Below are 25,115 nucleotides of genomic sequence, written 5' to 3' on the forward strand. Positions count from 1 at the left end.
GATTTCGGGGAGTCATGTGACAAGGGTTTGGCGAGGCGTAAAGAGAATCCAGAAGCCGGTATTGATGTTGGCATTTGATATGCTGATGTTAAGTTTGGCCTTTCTGCTGGCTATGGCAATCCGGCTCAATGGCGTCGCACAACTTCTTGAGTGGCGAATGTTTGCTTGCTTGGGGTTAACATTAGTTGCTACTAGTTTTATTTTCTTGCGGCTCGGTTTGTACCGGACGATTATTCGGTACATGGGTCAAAAAGCTATCATCGCGGTTCTGCAAGGGGTCACTCTTTCTGCCGTGATGTTGGCGCTCTTTTCTTACCTGACTACGGCAGGGGTTCCCCGCTCTGTCCCTGTTATCTACTGGTGCTTTGCATTTATTGCGGTTGGTGGGTCCCGCTGGTTGGTCCGCCTTTACTATCAGACAGCACTTGAGATTCATAAAACCCGGGTGGCCATTTATGGTGCTGGTACTGCGGGCCTGCAAATGTATAAGGCGCTGGTTCACGGGCAGCTATATAAGCCCGTTGCTTTTTTTGATGATAACGCCTCCAAACAAAAGACCTTTATTGATGGGCTGCTTGTGTACAACCCTGCGGACATTCTTGAGGTGGTTGCGGGTAAAGATATTGCAGAAGTTATTTTGGCTATGCCGGGAGTGCCCCGGCGGCGGCGCAGGGAGATAACCAAGGCGCTCAGAGAGCGAGGCCTAGTGGTGAAGGCGATTCCTGGGGTGGAGGAGCTGCTCGACGGTGTGGGGCGAGCAGAGGATGTCACACAAACCTATGAAAATATCTTGGGGCGCGCCCCTGTTGAGCCACAAAAGGAGCTCGTTTCTGGCTCCATCAGCGGCAAGGTGGTTTTGGTCACTGGTGCTGGCGGGTCAATCGGGTCGGAATTGTGCCGGCAGATATCGCAATGGAAGCCTGCTAGGTTGGTTGTTGTTGAGTCCTCTGAATATGCCCTCTATCAGATAGAGCGCGAGCTGCGACAGCAGCATCAGGATGACGGGGTTCAGTTTGAAGTAACCGCGCTGCTTGGTGATGTGCGCAACACCGAGCGTATGGCGGAAATCATCCAGGGCTTCTCCGTGCATACAATTTACCATGCGGCCGCATACAAGCATGTGCCCTTGGTTGAGCAGAATGTCGTTATTGGTGCCGACAATAATGTCCTGGGTACCCTCTCCGTGCTCGAGGCCGCAGAGCAGCATGGGGTTGAGCAGTTTGTTCTTATCTCTACTGATAAGGCTGTCCGGCCAACCAATGTTATGGGAGCCACTAAGAGATTTGCTGAGCTGATTTGCCAGGATTTTGGTCGCCGTTTTAATAAAATGCGCGTATGTATGGTTAGGTTTGGCAATGTTATCGGCTCTTCCGGTTCAGTAATTCCCCTGTTCACGGATCAGATCAATGCCGGTGGTCCGGTAACTGTGACCCACTCAAAAGTAACCCGTTACTTTATGACGATTCCTGAGGCGGCTCAGCTGGTATTGCAGGCTGGGAGTATGGGGCGCAATGGGGATGTATTTGTTCTCGACATGGGCGAGCCGGTGCGCATCTACGATCTGGCTGAGCGCTTGATTCGCTTGATGGGGCACACGGTAAGGGATGAAGAGAACCCTGATGGCGATATTGAAATCCTGCTCACTGGATTGCGTCCTGGGGAGAAGTTGTACGAAGAATTGTTGTTGGGGGATAACGTGCTGGGCACGGACCACCCAATGATTATGCGCGCCGAAGAGGAGCGTCTGGATAGCGAGGCTTTGCAGCTTCTGGTTTCAGAGCTTAGGGATGCGTGCGGCTCTCATGATTGCGAGCAGGTCCGCAGGATTTTATGTCGGGCAGTAAAAGGCTATTCACCCAAGCAGGGGCTGGTCGATGTTGTCTGGTCGAGGCAGGGGCAGGTACGTAAGGCGAGTGGAGGGGCGACTGTGGAGAGGTTGCCTTTAGCTGGGGAGGCTGGCTCCCGCTAGTGTATATTTTGGGCGGCTAACTAATACGGTTGGCCGCTATCTCACAACCTCCATATAGATTAAAAATATTTGAGCAGAAAAGAAAAAGCCCGGATAGATGGAATCTATCCGGGCTTTTGTTTGGCTCCGCCTGCTGGGCTCGAACCAGCGACCCAATGATTAACAGTCATTTGCTCTACCAACTGAGCTAAGGCGGAATTTAATCTAATTTATAGAGCGCAAATTAAGCTGCGCTTTTAAATTTGGCTCCGCCTGCTGGGCTCGAACCAGCGACCCAATGATTAACAGTCATTTGCTCTACCAACTGAGCTAAGGCGGAATATCTTTTCGGCTGTGCCGTTGAGATGGCGCGTATATTATAGAGCACTTCCGAACAGGTCAACCCCTTTTTTCATCTTTAACTAATTGATTTGTCAGGAAATTATTTTTTGGGGTCATGCGCAAAATGCCGCAGGTCAGAGTTAGGAAGGGTAGGACGCTATTCTCTTGTAATTGTGGGTCGTATGACGACAGCCTACAATCCTGTGTTGCATGAATGATTAAGCGGTTGGGGGAAGTGTATGGAGTCGCGACCTTTTAAGGTGGAATCCAAGTATCAGCCAGCGGGCGATCAGCCTCTGGCGATAGAGCAGTTGTCAGAAGGAATTGATGATGGTCTGAGCCATCAAACGCTGCTGGGTGTTACCGGTTCGGGTAAGACCTTCACTATGGCGAATATTATTGAGCGCCTGCAGCGGCCGGCCATTGTGATGGCCCACAATAAGACACTGGCGGCTCAGCTCTACGGGGAGTTTAAAGAGTTTTTCCCGAAGAATGCGGTGGAGTATTTTGTCTCTTACTACGACTACTACCAGCCGGAGGCTTACGTTCCCTCTTCGGACACCTTTATCGAAAAGGATGCATCCGTAAACGAGCATATCGAGCAGATGCGCCTCTCGGCCACCAAGGCACTTATTGAGCGGCGCGATGTGGTTGTGGTCGCCACAGTTTCGGCAATTTACGGTTTGGGTGACCCCGACAAATATTTGAAGATGGTCCTGCATCTGGATCGCGGGGATCTCGTTGACCAACGTACTATCCTCAGGCGCCTTGCTGAACTGCAATACACCCGCAATGATGCAGATTTCCGTCGCGCTACTTACCGGGTGCGCGGCGATATTATCGATATCTACCCGGCAGACTCCGATTTGGAAGCGGTGCGCCTGTCTCTTTTTGATGAAGAGATCGAAGAGATCACCATATTTGACCCTCTCACTGGAGAGCAGATCAAGAAGGTGCCCCGCGTCACTATCTTCCCCAAGAGTCACTATGTGACGCCGCGAGAGACCATCGTCAGTGCTATCGATGAAATCAAAGATGAGCTGCGAGGGCGCCTCGAGCAACTGCGTGGAAACAACAAGCTGGTCGAAGCGCAGCGGCTAGATCAGCGTACCCGCTACGATGTGGAGATGATGCAGGAGCTTGGCTACTGCAATGGCGTAGAGAACTATTCCCGCTACCTCTCCGGTCGCGGTATTGGTCAGCCGCCGCCCACGCTTTTTGATTACCTGCCCAATGATGCACTGTTATTTATCGATGAGAGTCACGTGACAGTGCCGCAAATCGGCGGTATGTATCGTGGAGACCGGTCGCGCAAGGAAACTTTGGTGGAGTATGGCTTTCGTCTGCCATCAGCCCTGGACAATCGTCCTCTCAAGTTTGAAGAGTGGGAGGGGTTGGCACCCCAGACGGTTTTTGTGTCCGCAACCCCAGGGGCCTATGAGCAAGAGAATGCGGGGCAAGTGGTCGAGCAGGTGGTTCGCCCGACAGGGTTGGTGGACCCGGAAGTCGAAGTTCGCCCAGCATTGACCCAGGTAGATGATGCCCTGTCTGAAATTCACCGTTGTGTGGATGCCGATCAGCGAGTACTGATTACCGTATTGACCAAGCGGATGGCGGAAGATCTGACTGAATATCTCTCCGAAAGTGGTGTTCGTGTCCGCTACTTACACTCCGATATTGATACTGTCGAGAGGGTGGAGATTATCCGGGACCTGCGTATCGGTGAGTTTGACGTGCTAGTTGGCATTAACTTGCTGCGAGAAGGCCTGGATATGCCGGAAGTTGCCCTAGTGGCAATTTTCGATGCCGATAAAGAGGGCTTTCTCCGTTCCGATCGTTCGCTGATTCAGACCATTGGGCGGGCTGCGCGAAACCTGGAGGGGAGGGCGATTCTCTACGCGGACAAAGTCACCGGTTCTATGGAGCGAGCACTCGAAGAGACTCGTCGTCGCCGTGAGAAGCAGTTGGCCTTTAACGAGGAGCACGGCATTACCCCCAAAGGTATCCGCAAGAGTGTGGCGGATATTCTGGAGGGGGCGGTGGCCCCCGGTGTGCCCAAGAAAGGGCGCCGCAAAGTTGCCGAGGGTAAAGGTGAGTACAAGGTGGATGTCGAGGCCCTTACCGATAAGCAGCGCTGGGCCCGAATTGCCGAGCTGGAAGAGCAAATGTACCAGCATGCGAAGAACCTGGAATTTGAAGCAGCGGCAAAATTGCGCGATGAGATTACTCACTTAAAAGGTGTGGAATAATCCTTGCTGAAGGGCGGGACTTGGATCTACATTTTGATAGTCCCGCACTGCCTTGTTGGTGCTTGGTCGCTCTTAAAAAATTTCACACAAAAGTTCAGTAAGTTGTTGAAAACACTGAAAAGCGGTGCTAAAGTTCGCGCTCTTCACAGCACAGGGTTCCCCCGCTGTAGAGCTTTAGACCCGTAGCTCAGTTGGTTAGAGCGCTGCCTTGACATGGCAGAGGTCGGCGGTTCAAATCCGCCCGGGTCTACCACCTTTCAAAAGGATGGATTGCCCATCCCGATCAAGAGTTCCATGAAAAAATTCATGGATAGTTTCATGCGGTCTTTGGTAGGGATCGCCACTGAGAACAAAGGATAAACAATGCCCGTTGTTACTCTCCCCGATGGTTCCCGTCGAGAATTTTCTGCTCCGGTTTCCGTACACGATGTAGCCGCTGATATCGGCCCAGGTTTGGCAAAAGCCGCACTTGCTGGCGTTGTAGACGGCAAGGAAGTCGATACCAGTTACGTTATTGATACCGACGTAAATCTGGCAATTATTACTGATCGTCAGCCCGAAGGCCTGGAAGTGATCCGTCACTCCACGGCGCACTTGCTGGCACAAGCAGTTAAACAGCTGTACCCCACAGCCCAGGTCACCATTGGCCCGGTTATCGAAAACGGCTTCTATTACGATTTCGCCTACGAACGTCAGTTTACGCCAGAAGATCTCGAGAAGATCGAAGAGCGTATGGAAGTGCTGGCCAAAGAAGACATCACTGTCAGCCGCCGCCTGATGCCGCGCAAAGAAGCGGTGAAATATTTCCGCGAGATGGGCGAAGAGTACAAGGCTGAGATTATCGACAGCATCCCCAGTGATGAAGATATTTCTCTCTACCGCCAGGGCGACTTTGAAGACTTGTGTCGCGGTCCCCACGTACCTTCTACTGGCAGGTTGAAAGCGTTCAAACTGACCAAAGTGGCCGGTGCCTACTGGCGTGGCGATTCCAACAATGAAATGTTGACCCGTGTTTACGGCACTGCCTGGGCCAACAAAAAAGAATTGAAAGCTTACCTGCGTCGTATCGAAGAGGCAGAAAAGCGCGATCACCGCAAGTTGGCGAAGAAATTTGACCTTTTCCATATCCAGGAAGAGGCGCCCGGCATGGTGTTCTGGCACCCGAACGGCTGGACCATTTACAGCACTATCGAGCAGTACATGCGTCGCCGCCAGCGCGAATTCGGCTACAAAGAAATCAAGACTCCGCAGCTGGTAGATTTCAGCCTGTGGCGCAAGTCCGGTCACGCCGATAAGTTTGGCGATGACATGTTCACCCTGACCAGTGAAGAGCGTCAGTTCGCCATTAAACCGATGAACTGCCCTTGTCACGTACAGGTATTCAACCAGGGCCTGCGCAGCTACCGCGACCTGCCGTTGCGTCTGGCTGAGTTTGGCTCCTGTCACCGCAGCGAGCCCTCCGGTTCCCTGCACGGCCTGATGCGCGTGCGCGGCTTTGTGCAGGATGATGGCCATATCTTCTGTAGCGAAGATCAGATCCAGTCAGAAGTTTCTGACTTTATGGATCTGCTGCACTCCGTTTATAAGGATTTCGGTTTCCAGGACGTTATCTACCGTCTCTCCACTCGCCCGGAGAAGCGCGTAGGTTCCGATGAGAGCTGGGACAAGGCTGAAAAAGCCCTGGCCGATGCACTGGATGCCGCTGGCCTGCCGTGGGAAGAGCTGCCGGGCGAAGGCGCCTTCTACGGACCGAAGATCGAATTCTCCCTGAAAGACTGTCTCGGCCGTGTATGGCAGTGCGGTACTATTCAGGTGGACTTCTCCATGCCGGGCCGCCTGGATGCCCAGTTTGTAGCGGAAGATGGCTCGCGCCAGTCCCCGGTAATGCTGCACCGCGCAGCCCTGGGTTCCTTCGAGCGCTTTATCGGAATCCTGATCGAGCACTACGAAGGCGCGTTCCCCACCTGGCTCGCGCCGCAGCAGGTGGCGATCATGAATATCACCGATCGTCAGGCCGAATATTGTCGCAATTTGCAAGATCGTTTGGGTGAGCTGCAATACCGCGCCACAGCTGACTTGAGAAACGAGAAGATCGGCTTTAAAATCCGCGAGCACACGCTTCAGCGTGTTCCTTATCTATTGGTAATTGGCGATAAGGAAGTAGAAAGTCAGACCGTGGCAGTACGTACCCGTAGCGGTGAAGATCTTGGTACAATGACGTATGAGTCATTCCTCGAGATCCTCGAGCAAGACGTGAATCGTCGCGGTCGTTTGACAGAAGATAATGCATAACAACTTGGCAACTGGGAGACCATAGCTATTAAACGAGACACTAAGGGACGGTCCAAAAAGGCCCGCATAAACGATCAGATTGAAGCGTCAGAACTCCGCCTGATAGGCGCTGATGGCGAACAGGTAGGCATTGTCTCCCTGGATGAAGCGCTGGAAGCTGCACAGAAAGCTAGCTTGGATCTCGTTGAAATTGCCTCGGACTCCACGCCGATAGTCTGTAAGATCATGGACTACGGTAAGCACGTATTCGAAGCTAAAAAAGCTAAGAATGCCGCCAAGAAGAAGCAGAAGCAGCAGCAGATCAAGGAAATGAAATTCCGCCCGGGCACCGATGTCGGTGACTACCAGATCAAGCTGCGCAACCTGGCCCGCTTCCTGGAAGCGGGTGACAAGGCCAAAGTATCCCTGCGTTTCCGTGGCCGCGAAATGGCTCACCAAGAGCTGGGCATGGAAATGATGCAGCGCATCGAAAAGGACCTTGAAGAGCTGGGCACCGTAGAGCAGCGACCGAAAATGGAAGGTCGTCAAATGCTGATGGTGATTGCTCCGCTCAAAAAGAAAAAGTGAGGTTTGGGGAAGTCATTCCCGGGATCTCCTTTGAGAAGTGGTTGGGCGACGGCTGCCTCCCCACTCTCGCAGTGCCGGTAACTTCGGTTGTCGGCAGTTACTAAAGGTGCCTGTTTTACAGGCGAATATTAACTTTGGAGTACAAAATGCCGAAAGCAAAGACTCACAGTGGCGCTGCCAAGCGCTTCAAGAAGACGGCTGCGGGCTACAAGCACAAGCACGCTAACAAGAGCCACATCCTCACCAAGATGACCACCAAGCGTAAGCGTCAGCTGCGTGGCACCCAGACTATGAACAAGTCTGATGCTGGACTGGTCGATCGTATGCTGCGCGCCAAGTAATTGGTCCAAATCGCAAAGGTTTAAGAGGATAGAAGTATGGCCCGTGTAAAACGTGGTGTAGAGGCGCGTCGTCGTCACAAGAAGATTCTGAAGCAGGCTAAAGGTTACTACGGTGCGCGTTCACGCGTATTCCGCGTTGCCAAGCAGGCAGTAATTAAAGCTGGTCAGTACGCATACCGTGACCGTCGCGTTAAAAAGCGTAACTTCCGCGCTCTGTGGATTACTCGTATTAACGCCCAGTCCCGTGCTGAAGGCCTGAGCTACAGCCGCCTGATCGCAGGTCTGAAAAAAGCGGACATCGCACTGGATCGCCGTGTACTGGCTGATCTGGCTGTTTACGATAAAGTCGCTTTTGCTGCCGTAGTTGAAAAAGCTAAGGCAGCCCTGGCAGCGTAAGCTGTCACTTCAGTTGTAAAACTGAATACTCAAAATAGGGAAGGGCTGTAGTGGCCCTTCCCTATTTTTTTATGGAGTTTCCGCTATTTTTTACCGGTGGCGGTGCCTGGGGAAATTCCCTCCGGTACAGAAAGTACCGGCCGAACAAAGCAGAAAAAATTAATCGAAGTTGGATTCAAACGGGAACAGTTCGATGCAAGATTTGCAGTCCCTCACCGAGCAGGCTATGGAGCTGGTGGAGAAGGCCGATGGCCTCGCCGCACTGGATCAGGTGCGTGTTGATTACCTGGGCAAAAAGGGCCAGCTGACGGCGCTGCTGAAAGGCCTGGGCAAGCTGTCGGCTGAGGAGCGTCCGGCGGCGGGTGCCAAGATCAACGAAGCCAAGCAGCAGGTTCAGGAAAAAATTAACGCGCGCCGCAATATGCTGGAGCAGGCCGCCATCAACGCGAAGTTGGCCGAAGAGACCATTGATGTCACTCTGCCGGGGCGCGGTGAAGAGCAGGGCAATGCCCACCCCATTACGCGCACCTTAAAGCGCGTGGAAGAATTCTTTGCGAGCATTGGCTTCTCTGTTGAGAACGGCCCGGAAGTCGAACAGGACTACTACAACTTCGAAGCGTTGAATATTCCCGCGCACCACCCCGCGCGCGCGATGCACGACACCTTCTACGTGGACCCCACCACCGTACTGAGAACCCACACCTCCTCAGTGCAGATCCGCACCATGGAGAAAAAATCTCCACCGCTGCGCATTATCTGCCCGGGCCGCGTATACCGCTGCGACTCCGATGTCACCCACTCGCCCATGTTCCACCAGGTAGAAGGCCTGGTAATCGGCGAGAACATCAGCTTCGCCCACCTGAAAGGCACCATCGACCAGTTCCTGCGCGCCTTCTTCGAAGCGGAAGTACCGGTGCGTTTCCGTCCGTCTTACTTCCCGTTCACCGAGCCTTCCGCAGAAGCGGACATCCAGTGTACCGCCTGTTCCGGTGAAGGCTGCCGCGTATGTTCCGGCACCGGCTGGCTGGAAATTCTCGGCTGCGGCATGGTGCACCCGAACGTCTTCGCCGCCTGCGATATCGACAGCGAAAAATACTCCGGCTTTGCATTCGGTATCGGTATCGAGCGCCTCGCCATGCTGCGCTACGGCGTCAACGACCTGCGCTTGTTCTTCGATAACGATCTGCGCTTCTTGAAACAGTTCTAAGCCAAGTGACAGCGCGAATGGCAATGGCCCTTCGCAACAGCAGTCGAATTGTGGAGGCCTGGGAGGCGAAATAGCCCCAGGCGAAATGCGCACCAAGTTGCGCTGACGGAATACAGAAAGAGATCAACTATGAAAATCAGCAACTCCTGGTTGCGGGAATGGGTAAACCCGGAACTCACCACGCAGGAACTGGCCGATCAAATCACCATGGCCGGCCTGGAAGTGGACGGTATAGAAAAAGTTGCGGGCGATTTCTCCGGAGTGGTTGTCGGTGAGATTGTTGCCTGTGAACAGCACCCGGATGCGGACAAGCTGCGCGTGTGCAAAGTCGCTGGCCACCCCGACGGTGAAATGCAGGTTGTATGCGGTGCTCCCAATGCGCGCACCGGAATCAAAATTCCTTTTGCCCTGGTAGGCGCCAAGCTGCCGGGCGATTTTAAAATCAAGAAAGCCAAGCTCCGTGGTGTAGAGAGCTTCGGTATGCTCTGCGCACAGACCGAACTGGAACTGGGCGAAGACAATGACGGTATCTGGGAGCTGCCAGAAGACGCACCCACCGGTACCGATCTGCGCGAATACTTGCAGCTGGACGACGAGACCATCGAAGTGGATCTCACCCCGAACCGTTCCGACTGCCTCGGTGTTGCCGGTATCGCTCGCGAAGTGGGTGTACTGAATCGCTGCGCCGTTCAGGGCCCGGAAGTTGCTCCGGTACCCCAGCAGATCGACGAGAGCATGCCCGTATCCCTGCTGGCCGAAGCCGCCTGCCCGCGCTACGTAGGTCGTGTTATTCGCAATATCGATATCAAAGCGGTAACACCTCTGTGGATGCAAGAGCGCCTGCGTCGCAGTGGCCTGCGCAGTATCGACCCGGTAGTAGATGTTACCAACTATGTTTTGCTGGAACTGGGCCAGCCCATGCACGCCTTCGACCTGGAGAAACTCTCCGGCGGCATCAAAGTGCGTATGGCAGAAGCCGGTGAAGAGCTGACCCTGCTGGACGGCCAGGAAGTCAAACTGAAAGAGGGCACCCTGGTAATTGCCGATGAGGAAAAACCTCTGGCGATGGCCGGTATTATGGGTGGCCTGGATTCCTCCGTGACAGCGGGCACCCAGCATATCTTCCTGGAGAGCGCCTTCTTTAGCCCGCTGGCCATTGCCGGCAAGGCTCGCTCTTACGGCCTGCACACCGACTCCTCCCACCGCTTCGAGCGCGGCGTGGACTACCACCTGCAAGAGAAAGCGGTGGAGCGCGCTACCCAGTTGCTGCTGGATATTGTCGGCGGTGAACCCGGCCCGGTACACGTGCGTGAGCTGACTGAGATTATGCCCGCCGAGCGCCACATTACCCTGCGCCGTGCGAAAGTAGAGTTAGGCCTGGGCATCAAACTGGCCGATGACGAAATCGTCGATATTCTCACCCGTCTGGGCCTGGAAAAAATCGACCAGAACGACGAAGGCTGGACCTTCCTCGCCCCCAGCTTCCGTTTCGATATCGCCATCGAAGCAGACCTGCTGGAAGAGCTGGCCCGTGTATACGGCTACAACCGTATCCCCAGCGAAAGCTTTACTGCCGAACTGGAAATCGCCCCGCGCCCGGAGAGCACTATTGCCCAGGACAACCTGGAGCAAACCCTGCTGAGCCGTGGCTACTACGAAGCGATTACCTTCAGCTTTATCGATAGCGACAGCGCCGCGCTGTTTGATCCGAAAGCCGATCCGGTGGCCCTGCAAAACCCGATCAGCGCTGAGCTGGCGGTTATGCGCACCACCTTATTGCCGGGCCTGTGCAAAGCGTTGCAGTACAACCTGAATCGCCAGCAAAACCGCGTGCGCCTGTTTGAAACCGGCCTGCGCTTTGTACCGGGTGCCGAATTGCACCAGGAGCAAATGATTGCCGGTCTCGCCTACGGCAACCGTTACGCAGAAAACTGGACTGGCAGCAAAGACGCCGTGGACTTCTTCGACGTGAAAGCCGATGTAGAAGCCCTGTTGGCTCGCACCGGTGTAGCCGATGAGTTCCGCTTTGTCGCTGGCCAACACCCCGCGCTGCACCCCGGTCAAACCGCCAGGATTATGTGCGGCGACCGCGAAGTAGGGGTTATTGGAGCCCTGCACCCGCAGTTGCAGAAGAAGTTGGATCTGGCCAAGCCCGCGTTCGTATTTGAACTGAGCCTGGAAGCGATCGGCGAGGGCAAAACCCCCGCTTTCCGTCCGCTGTCCAAGTTCCCGGAAGTACGCCGCGATCTGGCCCTGTTGATTGATGCAGAGGTTCCTGCCGCCAGTCTGGTGGAAACTGCTGTCGAAGTTGCAGGTGAAACCTTGACGGACCTCAAGATATTTGATGTCTACCAAGGCAAAGGTATTGATTTAAATAGAAAAAGTGTTGCTTTGGGGTTGACGTTTCAGCATTCGTCACGCACCCTTAATGACGACGAAATCAATGCCGCTGTAGATGCGGTGGTCGGAAAACTAGAAGAAAAATATAACGCTAGTCTGCGCTAGTAGAGCATGATGCTCTCGGGTGCAGGCTGAATTGCACCCCGAGAGCGTCTGCTACCGGGTTGAAAGCCGCCGCGGTTTGGGCCGCTTCCGATCTGGAGTCGACGCCTCTGAATCAATTGGTAGGATCCAATGACAGAGGCACTGACCAAGGCCGGGCTCGCCGAGAAACTGTACGAAGAGCTGGGCTTTAACAAGCGCGAAGCGAAAGAGATCGTCGAATATTTCTTCGAGGAGATCCGCAATGCGTTGGAAAGTAACGAGCAGGTCAAGCTCTCCGGCTTTGGCAATTTCGACCTGCGCGATAAAAGCCAGCGTCCCGGTCGCAACCCCAAGACCGGCGAGGAAATCCCCATCTCGGCCCGCAGGGTAGTCACTTTTAAACCCGGGCAAAAACTCAAGACACGAGTAGAAGAGCATGCTGGAACCGAGCAATAACGCTCAGCTGCCTGCAATCCCCGGTAAGCGCTATTTCACCATTGGTGAAGTGAGTGAACTGTGCGCCGTTAAACCCCATGTCCTGCGTTACTGGGAGCAGGAATTCCCCCAGCTGAAACCCGTCAAACGTCGCGGCAACCGCCGTTACTACCAGCACCAAGATGTCATCATGATCCGCCAGATTCGTGCGCTCCTGTACGAAGAGGGCTATACCATTGGTGGAGCCCGCCAGCAGATCGAAACCGGTAGCGAGCGGGCAGAGGTGGTACAGCTACAGCAAGTACTACCCGAAGTGATCGCAGAACTAAAGGACGTGGTGGCCCTGCTGGAAGGGAAAAATAATTTATAAAAAACTGTAAACCTGGGCTTGCAATCCAGCCGCACTCAGGTATGATTCACGCCACATCGAGACACGATGTCTTTAAAAATCAATCACTTAGCGAAGTGAACGATTTTTAAAAATCGGAGCGTAGCGCAGCCTGGTAGCGCACCACACTGGGGGTGTGGTGGTCGTCGGTTCAAATCCGGCCGCTCCGACCATATATATCGTTGCATAGCAACGGCCAAGAAACCCGCTTTTTAGCGGGTTTTTTTGTGTCTGAAATTTAAGTCCAGCTTAAACTCGCTCGCTTCGCCGGCTCATATAACAACCAGTATCCAGTATCCCTTTGCACAGGCGGATTCGGTTATTCCAGTTGAGGTTCGAGGAGGCAGCACCGATGGAACTACAAATGAATTTGATCATGTGTGACCCCAATATTGTTCTGAGTTGAAAAGCTAGAGAGATGTGGGTAGGTCTAATTTGGAATTCCACGGCAAAATTGCAATATGATAGCCATCAGTAAGGCATGTTGAGCATGAACTAATAAAAAGCCTAGCCATTAGAGTGCTAGAGGCAGCCAGGGAGGATCAATGCACATTGAAGCAGTGAGGTTTCGTAATTTCAGGCGTTTGAAGGATGTCCGTGTCGATCTCGCGTCAGATATTTCAATTTTTGTGGGGGCAAACAATAGTGGGAAGACTTCTGCCGCTCATGCATTACAGCTGTTCACGGCGGCTTCACGAGAGCGGTTTTCTATTCATGACTTTAGTGTTGATTGCTGGGAGCTAATCAATGCTTTTGGAGATGGCATAGAGGGCGCGGAATTTCCAAGTATTTCACTAGATATTTGGTTTAGAGTCGAGGCTGGTGATCTAAATCGGGTTGTTGACCTGTTACCGAGTCTCGCTTGGCAGGGGAATTGCGTTGGGCTGCGCGTGGAATTTTCCGTTTCTGACGCTGAGGCAATGCGTGGACGTTTCCAGCAGGCCCGTGAACGCGCTCGTCAGAACATGCCCCCCGATGCCAATGGGGCCACTGATTATCACCCTTTTCCGCGTACACTATTTGATTATTTGGGTGAAAACCTTCGACACGAATTTGAACTTCGTTACTACATTCTGGATCGTGCGAATTTCAATGACAACCTTATTGCCATAGCAGGCTATTCCCCATTTCTCATAACGCCGGATAGAGGGCGTGGGGGTAAGGATATCCTTGCTGGGCTTGTGAAAATTGACTTTCTTCACTCGCAGCGTCACTTATCAGATTCCGCTGGTGGCAGCCGGTCTGAAGACCTTTCTCGGTGCCTGAGTCGGTTCTATGAGCGCAACTTAGAACAAAGGTCGGAGGACTTTGACGCGCAGAGAGCGCTAGCCGACTCCGAAGCCATGCTTAACGAGCATCTCGGAAAAGTGTTCGAGCCAACCTTGCAGCGGTTGGCGGAGCTTGGATATCCGGGGCTCCATAACCCCAGGTTGCTGATCAAAACAGCATTAAATCCTATGTCTATTTTGGGTAGCTATGATGGAGCGAGGGTACACTACGCTCTTGGCCCTGTTGACAGTGGGGTTGAGCCGCCGACATTGCCTGATCGGTATAACGGATTGGGATTCAAAAATCTCATTTACATGGTAATCGAGCTTCTTGATCTCCACTCCCGATGGCTCGGCATTGAAGAAAATCGACCTCCACTTCACCTCGTATTCATTGAGGAGCCTGAGGCTCACTTGCACGCGCAACTCCAACAAGTGTTTATCCGTAAAGTAATGGATATTCTAAGTATTGAAGGTGACGATGCGGAGTATTACAGAAGTCAGGTGGTCGTTTCTACGCACTCTCCACATATTCTATATGAGCGTGGCTTCCGTCCAATTCGGTATTTTCGTCGTAACTCTACTACTGCTTCTCAGAGCTCCGACGTCTTAAGTCTGTCAATTTTCTACGACAGAACTTCCAATCCGACGCGAGACTTCCTTGAGCGTTATCTAAAACTCACACATTGTGACTTGTTTTTCTCTGATGCCGCCATTCTTGTTGAAGGGAATGTTGAGCGTCTACTGATGCCTCAGATGGTTGCAAAGGCTGCCCCTCAACTTCAATCAACATATCTCAGTATCTTGGAAATTGGCGGTGCTTTTGGTCATAAATTTCGGGCGCTAATCGAATTCCTAGGTTTAACAACCTTGATCGTTACCGACATCGACAGTGTTTTAGGTTCACCAGGGAATGTGGGTGCCTCGCAAGGCGAAGCCAGTAACGAGCCGTTAGGCGAGGATGAACCATCGCCTGGATCAGCCTGTATGGTCAACGTTGACGGGGCCGTGACTTCAAATCAGACCTTGATTCAGTGGTTGCCACGTCGTACGACGATTGCAGAGTTGCTCGCAGCTGACGAGCAAAGCCGTACTCAATTACGATTGAGTGATGGTGAAGCACTAGTTCGTGTCACATATCAAAAAAGAGTCGAGGTCAATTGGGGGGATACAACAGATTCGATGACGGGTAGAACGCTTGAAGAGGCATTCGCATTGGAGAATCTTGCATGGTGTCAAGCTTCAGACCAAGCCGATCTCCGGCTTCGTGTTCGCGGAAGTTCCAATCTTTCTCTTGAACGGGTTGCCGAACAGCTTCATCGAAAAATCGGTAGTTCAAATTTTCATAAGACGGATTTCGCGCTCGCTTTACTCGCTAAAGATCCAGAATCATGGAGTGTACCTCGCTATATTGAAGAAGGTCTCCAGTGGCTTGAGCAGGAGTTAGCGCCAGCGCAACAGACGGTACCTGATGTTGCGGAGGAGGCTATGGCAGTATGACAAGCCGAATTGGACAGCCAGACACTCAGGCCGATGTAGATTTGCGATCTTGCCTTGACCAGAGGCCCCAAGCTAGCTTTGTGATGGTCGCAGGTGCGGGCTCCGGAAAGACTACATCGCTTGTCAAAGCTCTCGCACATTTGGCGCATTCGAGAAGTAGTGATTTGCGGGCGCGCGGGCAAAAAATAGCCTGTATAACGTACACTGAAGTTGCCGTTAAGGAGATTTGGGGAGATGTCGGGAATGACAGCCTCTTTCATGTATCCACAATCCACAGTTTCCTCTGGTCGGTGATCCGGCCATTTCAATTGGATATCCGAGATTGGGTTCTCGCACGTCTCACTGAAAAAATCCAAAAAGTAGTTGCACGCTTGGCCAATCCGCGCACTCAGGCTAGGACAAGGCCTCGTTTAGAACGTGATATCGAACGTTATCGAGCTCAGTACGCTGCAGTGGGAGGGGTAACTCGATTCACATATGGTACAGGTCGCGATTATGCCAATGGAGTCTTAGGTCATGCAGATGTACTTGCGCTTGTACCTGAACTTATCGAGCAAAATCAGCTGCTTTGTGAGCTAATTGCGAGTCGCTTCCCATTTATCTTCGTTGACGAGAGCCAAGATACAATTCCAGCCTTTGTGTCGGCACTGAGAAAAATCAAGGAAACAGTAGAAGCGGATTTTTGCCTGGGATTTTTTGGTGACCCTATGCAGAAAATATACGCTACAGGTGCGGGGGGAATTTTACCAGGTGAAGGTTGGGAAGAAATTACGAAGCCAGAAAATTTTCGATGTCCACAGAGAGTGCTTGATGTTGTTAATGCGATTCGAGCGGAAGATGACGGCCTGGTCCAAACCCGAGGAAAGATGGCTGAGGTTGACGGTGAGCTAGTTCCGGTTGAAGGAACGGCTCGATTGTTTCTACTGCCTGCTGACGAGAATCGCTCGGCTAGGATAGAGCAAGTTAGAGAATGGCTAAGTCGGGAAAATTGCGATTCACGCTGGAGCATAAACGATGGTAGCGAGGACGTACGGGCCTTGGTTGTCGTTCATCGGATGGCTGCGACGCGATTGGGGTTTCCAAACCTCTATGCTTCACTTCATGACCAAGCACCTCTCAGCCTTAAGGACGGGCTGGAAGAAGGAACAGCTTGGCCGCTCCGTCCCTTTTTAAACTATCTCCTACCTCTTGTTCTCGCGCTGCGGGCTGATGATCATTTCCAGGTTATGTCACTGCTACGATCTGAATGCCCATTATTATCCGGTGAGAGATTAATGTGTCGTGATGTGAGTGAAATTCTCCGTGGGCTTCAAGATGCGACTTCGGGGTTAGAGCAATTGCTTGATGGCCCAGGGCACAGTATTCGTGATGTTCTTCAATTCGCGGTTGATAATGAAATTATTCAACTAGAGGATAGATTTTCCACATATTTTACTGACCTTCAGGGTGAGATTGATGCAAATGATCCTGAGAGTGAAAGCATAGCGGCTTTTCTGGGGTGCGATTCCGAAGAGCTATGGGGCTATCGATATTACATCGAGGATATGTCTCCATTTGCCACTCAACAGGGAGTTAAGGGTGCTGAGTTCAATCGTGTAATGGTTATCATTGACGACGAGGAAGGGCGGGCTCAACGATTTTTTTCTTATGGGAAGTATTTCGGGGTGACGCCATTGTCAGATAGAGACCGAGAGAATATAGATCAAGGCATAGATTCGGTGTTGGGGAGAACTCGCCGTCTATTCTATGTCTGTTGTTCACGTGCCGAGCAAGATCTCGCTGTAGTGATGTTTCTTCCCGATGTCGATGCGATGAGAGCACAGATTGAAGCGAAAGGACTCTTCCGGTCTGAAGATATTTATGACGAGACAGTTCTTGCTTGAGGTTTGAATACTTTTGATGGAAGGGGCGAACCCAGTAATAATGTTGACCCCCATTTCCCGTACACTTATTGACAGAACTCCAAGGGAGGGGCGTTCGCCCCTCCTATCGCTTCTGCTCCGTAGTTTTTTAATTCAGCAACCGGTCGAGCTGTCCACTCGTGAAAGCGGGTAATAACTCTGGATTTCACCTGAAATAGCGAGCCGATCAATTTTTGAGCTTCTTGCCCGTATTTGTTCAAGCCCTCTTTTTAAGTATCCACAGATCAGCCCACGAATTAGAAACGCTAAGATATAAGTAAAATTATTACGTCGCCATTCGGAAGATGGCACATCAACTCCGATACTGATGGAGATTCAGCGTAGATAGGCTGGGTTTTTGAATAATTGAGAAACAGGTATGGAATACTGCCAGTCGCGCAACTGCTTTAGTAGTAGTTGAGAGGGTTTTTGGCTACTTAACTTGGAGCGGGGCCAGGGAGAGTTGGCAGTCTCGCAGTCCATGTACCTAGCGTTTATTCTGCAAGGTACAGGCCTGTCGCACTAATTCCGTCGAGCCGACCAAGCACTTAAAGCGACTCCCAAAGTTGCAACCTTACTTCTCCTCATAGCAGTTAGGTGGAAGTTTGTTATGAAGCTCTACTCACTATGGTATTTGTCATAGCCCTCTGACCACTCTTGTTGATAGCCTTGCTTTTTGAAGTAACCTCTAAATATATGAAGTGCTTTTTCTAACCAAGACTGAATATCTGAAATGCCCTCAATCATCTTGCAGTCTTTTTCGTCATCAACCGCTTGATCTGTCATTTCCCAGAAAAAGTAAGCCAAAGACTCTGCTTCCTCTTTACTATCTAAATAGGAGTTTCCAGAAACAACTGATCGAGCGATTTCGGAGTTTAGTTGTTTCGCGTAATGCATAACTAATGTCTTCGCTGGTTGATTATATTCATTGAAATTCATCATGCTTTATGGGCCTCTAGTGGCACGTCATTCATTATGGCCATTCTTTAAGCTCATGGAGCTTTTCTATTTCGCTAGAATCGAGAGTGTACCCTCGAAGATAGCGTTGAATTGGTACGGAAGTTCTAAAAACGCTTGCCAGCGAGTAATGACCTCGGTATCGGACCAAATTTTGGCGGCTTCTGTGTCGATATAGAGCAGAATACAGTAGTGGTTTCTTATTACAGCATAGGCTTCAATATCGAGCGAAATGATACCGGCTAGCTTTTGCTTCCTACCCTCAATACACTGACGCCGATGCTCATAATCTCTCTCGGGTTGGGCATCTTTCCCACAAAGAAAAGCCCTGCGTATGTAACCGGAAACTCAATGATTTACATTGGATTCAAACTTACGAATGGAGATAGAAATACTCTTGAAATAGTTGTCAATATTACTAGCTATTATTGATGGATATCTATTAAGCGCATTTATAAAGGAGATAACTAACATGCCATACAAAGAACTTGGAATGCTAAAAGATAGCGGTTTAAGTAAAGATGCCTTTAGTGGAGTTATTGTGCCCTATATGAGTGAAGCTGAACGAGAAAAATATCAGGTTACTATACAAGATGGACTTCTGTTTTGGCGCGGTGAGAAACTTAATACCAATCCAGGCGGATCTTGGGCATTTGTTATGGACAAAAATGGACGTATCTTTTGTGGTAACAAAAATGGTGACATTCAGCACCATTCAGCATTTTTTTCGGGGCGTCCAGTTGCTGCGGCTGGGCATATCTCTGTGATAGGTGGAATAATAGAGCATATTAACAATTTCAGTGGCCACTACCAGCCCACTAGCGATTATATGGAGCAGTTTAAAGAAGAACTGGAAAAAAATAATGTTGACTTAAGTGAAACCGAAATGGATTTTGGGATTTCGTCAAAAATCTGTAAGTTGCGCTTAAAAAATTTTCAAGATCGTAATTATACAGGCAAATGGTATCAACGTTTTCGCGGTACTGTTGTTAAAGAGACTGTCGATGGGAGCGAGGATACTTATACCGGCCGTACACATATTCAAGGGCAAAGGTTAAGGCTTTATCCTGATGGCCCCAGATGGCAGTGGCTCTGATGTAAATAGCCATGAGAGCTTTCTGCAGACTCTCCATCTCTGACATACAGGCAGGGGAAGTGGAGTACCAGAAATTGACGTTCAGGTTTTGGGGAAGGCTGATTTTGGGGATAGGCCAGATTATAAGGAACGCTGAGAGGAAGCTGCCGGCAGTCAGCTACAGACTTTAAATCTGCTTTCAAAATTCGGTTGCTACATAGCCAGTGGAGAGGTGAGGTATCAAGTCTTTCGGATAGGAGGGGTGATTCCGAAAATACTACCTCGTTTTTAAGGATCTAAATACCGGCCACTCCAATCACTGGCTCGAAATATTGTTCCAATGGAAAGGGAAGTGCTTTAGGTTCTTTCAAGCGCTCACTACCAATAAATAAAGTAGAGTTTTGGGTTGCTCACTAGATACGACCGTGCGAATGCGCTGTTAAGTACAAGTGTAATCAGAGTCTTCAATGTCTTGGCAATACTGGTAAGAGTAGAGCTAAGCCAGGAATTTCAAAAGACCTCACCAGCGGCTACTTGTACGGTTGGTTTTAACCCAAAATAACCAAGCAATAGCACTAATGTGGAGAGGTGACTTGCAAGGTGGTAACTCCATGCTGAACTCAATATTAACCCCTACAATGGAATCCCGCTCTTCCAGTATTTAGCAATGGAGTGTGGATACGAGTATAAAACTAATGAGCCAATTAAATTATTAGTGAACTTTCACATTCCCCGGTTTTGCCTTTAGTTAGCTGTATGATTGAGAGCATTACTCTTTAATCTTTTAAGGAAAGCATGGGATGAATTTCAATGTAAATAGAGTTTTCCAATGGTTGGTTGACATTTCCTCAGTCGAAATAACTAAAATATAGGCGCGAAAATAATCCTATTGGAATTTATTCAGTTTTTTTCAATCTCAAAGCTGCGTAAAATCGATAGATATTTTTGGTATTTTGGCCGTAATTGAGCGAGCCAATTAAAAACGCTTCAGAAGTTTAAAAGATTTTGGAAGCTTCGATAGAGCCGAGAATTTTCTAAAAGACCCATCCCTCAAAGGAGAACGGTAGCGTGACGTAAGAGAAAGTAAAAGGCGCTGACCCAAGGTGCTAGGAACACCCGGGGCCAGCTGACCAAATTGATAAGTACAGTATCAAAGTGGCTATATGGATAATACGCTAGAAACCCGCTCGTCTTCAATAAAGTGGAGTACATTCAGCGGCTTGGGATCTGTTCCCAAGCTCTGGAAGCCTAGCGCCCGCCTTTTCCTCTTCTCTGCCTACCGCCCCCGCGCACCACCCCATATTTCCTCCAAACGTTAAGCCCAAGCTTCCCCACCTCGGAAGCGCCCAAACTTTGACCATCGAAGGAAATAAGTATGTTGATCTTAAAGCGACGGACAGGTGAACTTCTAAGGATTGGAGCAAATGTCTCAGTCACAGTGCTGGAGGTGAAAGGCAATCAAGTGAAGATAGGCATAAGCGCCCCCAAATCACTCCCCATCCACCGTGAAGAAATCTATGTGCGGATCAAAAAGCAGCAGAAAGCAAAGGCCTGAATATGCTTGAAGGTAGGGCAACTTGAGGCACCCAATAATTGAAAGAGGGATTCCAAGAAGAATCATTGCGCCTCTGTTCGGTAGGCGATATACGCGCTCTGATTCGAATGCCTTTTGGATGCCAAAGGTGACTAGCTAGCGAACTCGGAGTGGCCGTGCTGATGTCTTGGAGGTGTTTAACAAGCAGACCTTCTTATCCGACAGGAAGAGAGGGTAAGCAAGCCTTGCCAGCGCCACAAGAGGTGTACTTAATGCTTGGCTTGCTATACACAGATCCTCCAGATGAATGTCGCCGAGCCCACCAGCTGCTTCAAGCAGCCTTCAGGATTGGGCTAAAGACAGAGCCTACGCTAAGTGAAGATGCCTAGCCTTTTGATGAAGGAGGAATATTCCCAACAATGCTCCCTAGCTCTTGTGTGCTGAGTCAGTGATTAATCCAGCTCCAGCAGATGAGGTTCCACTTTTGACGGAATCTATGCTTTGGTTTTTCTGTTCCTCGCCTAACATACAAGGTGTCCCTCCACATCGCTAGATTTCAATTCGTCACGCTCTTCCGAACTTGTATAGTCAGCCCCGCAGAATCGTTACCGCCACGTATAAGAATGGTAGCAACGGAGAACCTGTTGACGCCGTGTGACAAAAATCAGGATATCAATAAGGTCAAGGAAGAGGGGATCGACCAGTGTTTACAACACAGTGAAGTTTAGGCTTACAGCTTGGATGGGAGGCTATGCCTGATGATATGGAGCATACCGCGTGCAAACACATATCAGTGATGGGGTTGCTTAGACGGCACAAGTGGCTAGCAAGCCATAACCCTCAGATTATCAGTTTTGGGCCATGTAAATTAGTTGGCGCTGATCGAAAAGTGTACAGCTGTACTTTCAATAACAAAAGCCAGCAGAAGCTGCACCTACTTCTAGTTGAAACTCAGTAACTCATTGATACTTAAAGGGTGCCAAAGGTGATGTAAAGCTGAGAAAATACAGAATTATAAAGGCGCTGCTTTGTATATATTCTTACGTATTTACACAAAAATAAGGTAACTTATTGATTTTATTGAGATTTGAAAGGAAATCGGGCGTAGAAATATAAAGCAGGGTGATATAAAGAAGCTTCTTTTGAATTAACTGTTATGCTTTCTAGTCCAAAATTTTAAATCCTAATGAAATATTTTGTAGGTTTTGTTGTTACTGCATTTGTCTATGTATATGGCCTCATGAGGTTATATGATCATAGTCATTACTGGCCGAGAACTGATGCTGTAGTTGATCCTGTAGAAATGTTACTTTGGACGATATCAAGTCTGTTTGTGGTGGTTATTATTCACTCTATAATTTGGAGCTTACATTCAATTTATCAGCTGAAGCTAATGAGTTTTAAGCCATCTTATAGGGGGCTTTTGTGTTCGGTAAATTTCTGTTTTATTTTATTTTTATGGGTGTTACCAGTATTAATATGAACGCAAGCATAACAAACTGTCGTGGCGGGCCAAAGTAAGCGTGGTTCGCTTTCGCTCACTTTACCACGATTACTTTGGCCACTTAACAGGGCGCTAAGTTTTATACACAAGTTTTTTCAGTTTTATTATAAAAATCAATGAGTTACAGTTTGTACGTTATAGGGGCTACAAATTTGGCTGGATAATTATGCAGGACTGGGTCAGGGACGAAGTGAAAAATCAGGTTATGGGTGATACACGATTGAAAAAGCGCTTGTCCAATATTCTCAGTAATTTAAGTTCCGACCCAAAGGGTAGCATTCCCTGTGCAAACAAGTCTTGGGCAGAAACCTTTGCAGCCTATCGATTTATCGAAAATGATAAAGTCAGCTTTGACTCCATTATGAGTGGCCATAAATCAGCCACTCTTGAAAGAATCAAGGTTCAACCAGTTGTTCTTATCCCTCAGGATACCACTTTCCTAAATTTTGATACCGATTTAGAAAGCAAAGAAATGGGAACACTCCGACGCAAAGAGACTAATCAGCAGCTCCTACATACGTCTATCGCTATAACACCATCCAGAGATAATCTGGGTATTATTGAGGGTAGCATGTGGCAGCGAGATAAAGAATCTAGTGCTAATTCTCGCTATACCAAGTCGATACAAGATAAAGAGAGTCGACGCTGGCTAGACCATTATGAATCAGCTTGTGAGATACAAGAGCGCTGCCCTGAAACCACGATTGTGAGCATCGCGGATAGAGAGGGGGATATTCATGAGTGGTTTCAATTAGCTGAAGATCAAAATGAACAGCGGCGTGCAAGCTATATTATTCGAGCCAAGGCTAATCGTAGTTTAGAGATCGAAGGAGAAGATACGACTTTACTTTGGGACTATATGACCAAGCAGAAGTCCATCGGGAAATACTCAGTAGGTATCCCCAAAAGGAATGGACAGCCAGAAAGGGAAGCTAAGGTCAGTGTATCCATTGCAGAAGTAAGATTGCAGGGAAAAGGAAAATCAAAACGACCTCTTTCTCTCTACGCAGTCTTTGCTAAGGAATTAAGCCCACCAGAAGGGGAAAAAGGTATTGAATGGATGCTGCTGACCGATCTTGCAGTTGAGGACTTTAAGCAAGCGAGGATCATTATTGAGTGGTATCGAAGTCGATGGGAAATTGAAACCTATTTCCGAGTGGTGAAAGGCGGATGCCAGATAGAAAGTAATCGCTTTAGAACCGAGCAGCGAATGCTGAACTGTATTGCAATCTATATGATTATTGGGTGGCGTCTACACTCCATGACAACACGGGCACGAACGCTTCCTGATACGTCGTGTACGAAAGTCTACTCTGAAAAAGAGTGGCGTATGATATGGATAATGCAAGCTAAAACCTCCCCACCAAATGAAGCTCCAAGTATGAGAGATATAACTCGTATGTTGGCAGGACTTGGAGGCTTTCTGGGGCGGAGCGGCGATGGTGAGCCTGGAGTTAAAACCGTTTGGCAGGGGTACACTAAACTTCTCCATTATATGGAGGCAGCAGAGGCTTTAAATGAACTTAAATGATGTGTATAAAACACAGACAGGGCGTTATGAGAAATGGTATGAGGTATACATTCAATTTTTTGAATTTGGACGTAGAGTTTGAAGTCCTTTCAAAAAACAACACAATGGCTATATTCAGAAGTAATGGAAAACAGTGGGTCTAGGTCCTAGAGACTAAACTTTCGAAAAAAAGTAGGTTAGATTCATTCTTTTTCACATCCGATTCAATGGGCCAACTACCCAATATCGTGTTTCGCCAGCTAATCTTTGAATAGAAAATTAGTACTTATAAAGCGTAAAGATGAATATGTCACCTGCTTTCTGGTTACCTGGCGAATACCCTTTACATTTTCAGTGAGCTGGCCAATGTCGGTTCGCAAGTCATTAGTAGATAGTTTTATCGGGGAGCTGCGTGAGGGAAATTCATAACAAACTAATTAACTTTACGCGCGAAGGACGCGTGCCGGAGAGTCTGCGCTCCGGCTGCCGGTTTTAGAGTGTTAACTTTATCATGAATATCGAACAGCTTCGCCGAATTCGGAACAAGAATACTGAACAACAAAATGAACTCTCGTTTCTTGAAATGAAAGAGTGCGCGGACAAATTTATAAATGATGAAAGTATGTACCCATGGTTGAGCTTGCTGCTATCCCAAAAGGGGATGTCCGCGAATGAGGGAATTCTATTGAATTGTTCCGAAATCTTTGAGCAGTATGGAACTCAATGGATGGGCACATGGCTAACGAAGAAAAAAGAGTTCTACGAGTTTGATGTAATGACAGATCGAGCCAATAAAGAGTTATTGGAAATTGATGGTTGGTCTAGGGTTCACCATGAAGTGTCTGCTCATTCTAAAGGCATTGGGAAAACGCCTGCTTTTATAGCTCTGGAACTGCTATCGGAATATGGTCAAAGTTAACAAATACAAGCAGATTGTTAAGGGGCTTTGGCCCTTCGCGGGACTGCCTACACTACGCAGCAGCCCCCGTTGTAGTTGTTATATATCTAGGTAGAGGTTGATAGAATTAATGTTCTTAGTGATTGGTATCATCCTACAGATAGTGTTTCTAGGTCCGTCATTGCTGATCTGGGCCTTATGCAAGAGGTTCTGGCCAAATATCTTTTCTATCAATCCGTATCTTGCCACATTCATATGTTTAGTTTTGGCTGTGATTAGTGCATTTGTCCTAAACGTTGAATTTGAGGGTGGTTTAATA

At 49.4% G+C, this 25,115-nt stretch carries 17 protein-coding genes and 4 tRNA genes; 18 read left to right on the forward strand and 3 right to left on the reverse strand.

Translation table 11 applies throughout. The features are described from left to right. Window positions 1-16 precede the first annotated feature (16 nt). Window positions 17-1,969, forward strand: a complete 1,953-nt coding sequence (locus ACYX4J_RS06445) for a polysaccharide biosynthesis protein (protein WP_476178124.1) — start codon at window positions 17-19, stop codon at window positions 1,967-1,969. Between the two features lie 121 nt (window positions 1,970-2,090). Here the strand turns inward: ACYX4J_RS06445 and ACYX4J_RS06450 are convergent. After that, a tRNA-Asn gene (locus ACYX4J_RS06450) sits at window positions 2,091-2,166 on the reverse strand. A 46-nt stretch (window positions 2,167-2,212) separates the two neighbouring features. After that, a tRNA-Asn gene (locus ACYX4J_RS06455) sits at window positions 2,213-2,288 on the reverse strand. A 241-nt stretch (window positions 2,289-2,529) separates the two neighbouring features. Here ACYX4J_RS06455 and uvrB point away from each other — a divergent pair. The 13 genes from uvrB to ACYX4J_RS06520 all read left to right on the forward strand — a co-directional run bounded on the left by uvrB (window position 2,530) and on the right by ACYX4J_RS06520 (window position 17,300). Next, window positions 2,530-4,539, forward strand: coding sequence for an excinuclease ABC subunit UvrB (gene uvrB, locus ACYX4J_RS06460; RefSeq protein WP_476178125.1), 2,010 nt, complete (start codon window positions 2,530-2,532; stop codon window positions 4,537-4,539). Between the two features lie 176 nt (window positions 4,540-4,715). Continuing rightward, window positions 4,716-4,792 (forward strand) — tRNA-Val (locus tag ACYX4J_RS06465). Window positions 4,793-4,902: 110 nt separating this feature from the next. Beyond that, the gene (thrS, locus tag ACYX4J_RS06470; protein ID WP_108733842.1) at window positions 4,903-6,831 is read left to right on the forward strand and encodes a threonine--tRNA ligase; all 1,929 of its coding nucleotides are present in this window, start codon (window positions 4,903-4,905) and stop codon (window positions 6,829-6,831) included. 27 nt (window positions 6,832-6,858) lie between these two features. Beyond that, the gene (gene infC / locus ACYX4J_RS06475) at window positions 6,859-7,398 is read left to right on the forward strand and encodes a translation initiation factor IF-3 (RefSeq protein WP_282934667.1); all 540 of its coding nucleotides are present in this window, start codon (window positions 6,859-6,861) and stop codon (window positions 7,396-7,398) included. Window positions 7,399-7,544: 146 nt separating this feature from the next. Next, entirely contained in the window at window positions 7,545-7,739 is a 195-nt protein-coding gene (gene rpmI, locus ACYX4J_RS06480) for a 50S ribosomal protein L35 (RefSeq protein ID WP_020413351.1), read from the forward strand. A 36-nt stretch (window positions 7,740-7,775) separates the two neighbouring features. Then, complete coding sequence (gene rplT, locus ACYX4J_RS06485; protein WP_108733840.1) at window positions 7,776-8,135, forward strand: 50S ribosomal protein L20; 360 nt, start codon at window positions 7,776-7,778, stop codon at window positions 8,133-8,135. A gap of 193 nt (window positions 8,136-8,328) precedes the next feature. Then, entirely contained in the window at window positions 8,329-9,342 is a 1,014-nt protein-coding gene (gene pheS, locus ACYX4J_RS06490; RefSeq protein ID WP_108733839.1) for a phenylalanine--tRNA ligase subunit alpha, read from the forward strand. Between the two features lie 129 nt (window positions 9,343-9,471). Beyond that, a complete protein-coding gene (gene pheT, locus ACYX4J_RS06495) occupies window positions 9,472-11,847 on the forward strand; it encodes a phenylalanine--tRNA ligase subunit beta (protein WP_476178126.1) in 2,376 nt (791 codons plus the stop codon). A gap of 129 nt (window positions 11,848-11,976) precedes the next feature. Beyond that, window positions 11,977-12,282: an integration host factor subunit alpha gene (ihfA, locus tag ACYX4J_RS06500; protein ID WP_108733837.1), complete on the forward strand. Its 306-nt coding sequence runs from the start codon at window positions 11,977-11,979 to the stop codon at window positions 12,280-12,282. Continuing rightward, window positions 12,263-12,631, forward strand: a complete 369-nt coding sequence (locus ACYX4J_RS06505; protein ID WP_108733836.1) for a MerR family transcriptional regulator — start codon at window positions 12,263-12,265, stop codon at window positions 12,629-12,631. The genes ihfA and ACYX4J_RS06505 overlap by 20 nt, the downstream gene beginning before the upstream one ends. 114 nt (window positions 12,632-12,745) lie before the next feature. Next, window positions 12,746-12,822: transfer RNA gene (locus ACYX4J_RS06510), tRNA-Pro, on the forward strand. A gap of 372 nt (window positions 12,823-13,194) precedes the next feature. After that, window positions 13,195-15,417 (forward strand): ATP-dependent endonuclease, encoded by a 2,223-nt coding sequence (locus ACYX4J_RS06515; protein WP_476178127.1) that lies wholly within the window; start codon window positions 13,195-13,197, stop codon window positions 15,415-15,417. After that, window positions 15,414-17,300, forward strand: coding sequence for a UvrD-helicase domain-containing protein (locus ACYX4J_RS06520; protein ID WP_476178128.1), 1,887 nt, complete (start codon window positions 15,414-15,416; stop codon window positions 17,298-17,300). Before ACYX4J_RS06515 ends, ACYX4J_RS06520 begins: the two co-directional genes overlap by 4 nt. Before the next feature lie 636 nt (window positions 17,301-17,936). Here ACYX4J_RS06520 and ACYX4J_RS06525 read toward each other — a convergent pair. After that, window positions 17,937-18,260: a hypothetical protein gene (locus ACYX4J_RS06525; protein WP_476178129.1), complete on the reverse strand. Its 324-nt coding sequence runs from the start codon at window positions 18,258-18,260 to the stop codon at window positions 17,937-17,939. Window positions 18,261-18,747: 487 nt separating this feature from the next. Between ACYX4J_RS06525 and ACYX4J_RS06530 the strand changes: the two genes are divergently transcribed. From ACYX4J_RS06530 to ACYX4J_RS06545, 4 genes are all read left to right on the forward strand, one after another. Next, entirely contained in the window at window positions 18,748-19,371 is a 624-nt protein-coding gene (locus ACYX4J_RS06530; protein ID WP_476178130.1) for a hypothetical protein, read from the forward strand. 1,354 nt (window positions 19,372-20,725) lie between these two features. Further along, complete coding sequence (gene csrA / locus ACYX4J_RS06535) at window positions 20,726-20,905, forward strand: carbon storage regulator CsrA (RefSeq protein ID WP_353376628.1); 180 nt, start codon at window positions 20,726-20,728, stop codon at window positions 20,903-20,905. A 1,649-nt stretch (window positions 20,906-22,554) separates the two neighbouring features. Next, a complete protein-coding gene (locus ACYX4J_RS06540; protein WP_476176738.1) occupies window positions 22,555-23,919 on the forward strand; it encodes an IS4 family transposase in 1,365 nt (454 codons plus the stop codon). Between the two features lie 490 nt (window positions 23,920-24,409). Then, on the forward strand, window positions 24,410-24,817 hold the full coding sequence (locus ACYX4J_RS06545) for a hypothetical protein (protein ID WP_476178131.1): 408 nt from the start codon (window positions 24,410-24,412) through the stop codon (window positions 24,815-24,817). The last annotated feature ends 298 nt before the right edge of the window (window positions 24,818-25,115 follow it).

It is taken from the genome of Microbulbifer sp. ABM4_008, from assembly GCF_056311705.1.

Excerpts from the sequence above, each read along its gene's own strand:
- ACYX4J_RS06545 (WP_476178131.1), top strand. The coding sequence starts at position 24,410 with ATGAATATCGAACAGCTTCGCCGAATTCGGAACAAGAATACTGAACAA.
- pheS (WP_108733839.1), top strand. The coding sequence starts at position 8,329 with ATGCAAGATTTGCAGTCCCTCACCGAGCAGGCTATGGAGCTGGTGGAG.
- ACYX4J_RS06520 (WP_476178128.1), top strand. The coding sequence starts at position 15,414 with ATGACAAGCCGAATTGGACAGCCAGACACTCAGGCCGATGTAGATTTG.
- thrS (WP_108733842.1), top strand. The coding sequence starts at position 4,903 with ATGCCCGTTGTTACTCTCCCCGATGGTTCCCGTCGAGAATTTTCTGCT.
- ACYX4J_RS06515 (WP_476178127.1), top strand. The coding sequence starts at position 13,195 with ATGCACATTGAAGCAGTGAGGTTTCGTAATTTCAGGCGTTTGAAGGAT.
- uvrB (WP_476178125.1), top strand. The coding sequence starts at position 2,530 with ATGGAGTCGCGACCTTTTAAGGTGGAATCCAAGTATCAGCCAGCGGGC.
- rplT (WP_108733840.1), top strand. The coding sequence starts at position 7,776 with ATGGCCCGTGTAAAACGTGGTGTAGAGGCGCGTCGTCGTCACAAGAAG.
- pheT (WP_476178126.1), top strand. The coding sequence starts at position 9,472 with ATGAAAATCAGCAACTCCTGGTTGCGGGAATGGGTAAACCCGGAACTC.
- ACYX4J_RS06525 (WP_476178129.1), bottom strand. The coding sequence starts at position 18,260 with ATGATGAATTTCAATGAATATAATCAACCAGCGAAGACATTAGTTATG.
- rpmI (WP_020413351.1), top strand. The coding sequence starts at position 7,545 with ATGCCGAAAGCAAAGACTCACAGTGGCGCTGCCAAGCGCTTCAAGAAG.
- ihfA (WP_108733837.1), top strand. The coding sequence starts at position 11,977 with ATGACAGAGGCACTGACCAAGGCCGGGCTCGCCGAGAAACTGTACGAA.
- ACYX4J_RS06540 (WP_476176738.1), top strand. The coding sequence starts at position 22,555 with ATGCAGGACTGGGTCAGGGACGAAGTGAAAAATCAGGTTATGGGTGAT.
- csrA (WP_353376628.1), top strand. The coding sequence starts at position 20,726 with ATGTTGATCTTAAAGCGACGGACAGGTGAACTTCTAAGGATTGGAGCA.
- ACYX4J_RS06530 (WP_476178130.1), top strand. The coding sequence starts at position 18,748 with ATGCCATACAAAGAACTTGGAATGCTAAAAGATAGCGGTTTAAGTAAA.
- ACYX4J_RS06505 (WP_108733836.1), top strand. The coding sequence starts at position 12,263 with ATGCTGGAACCGAGCAATAACGCTCAGCTGCCTGCAATCCCCGGTAAG.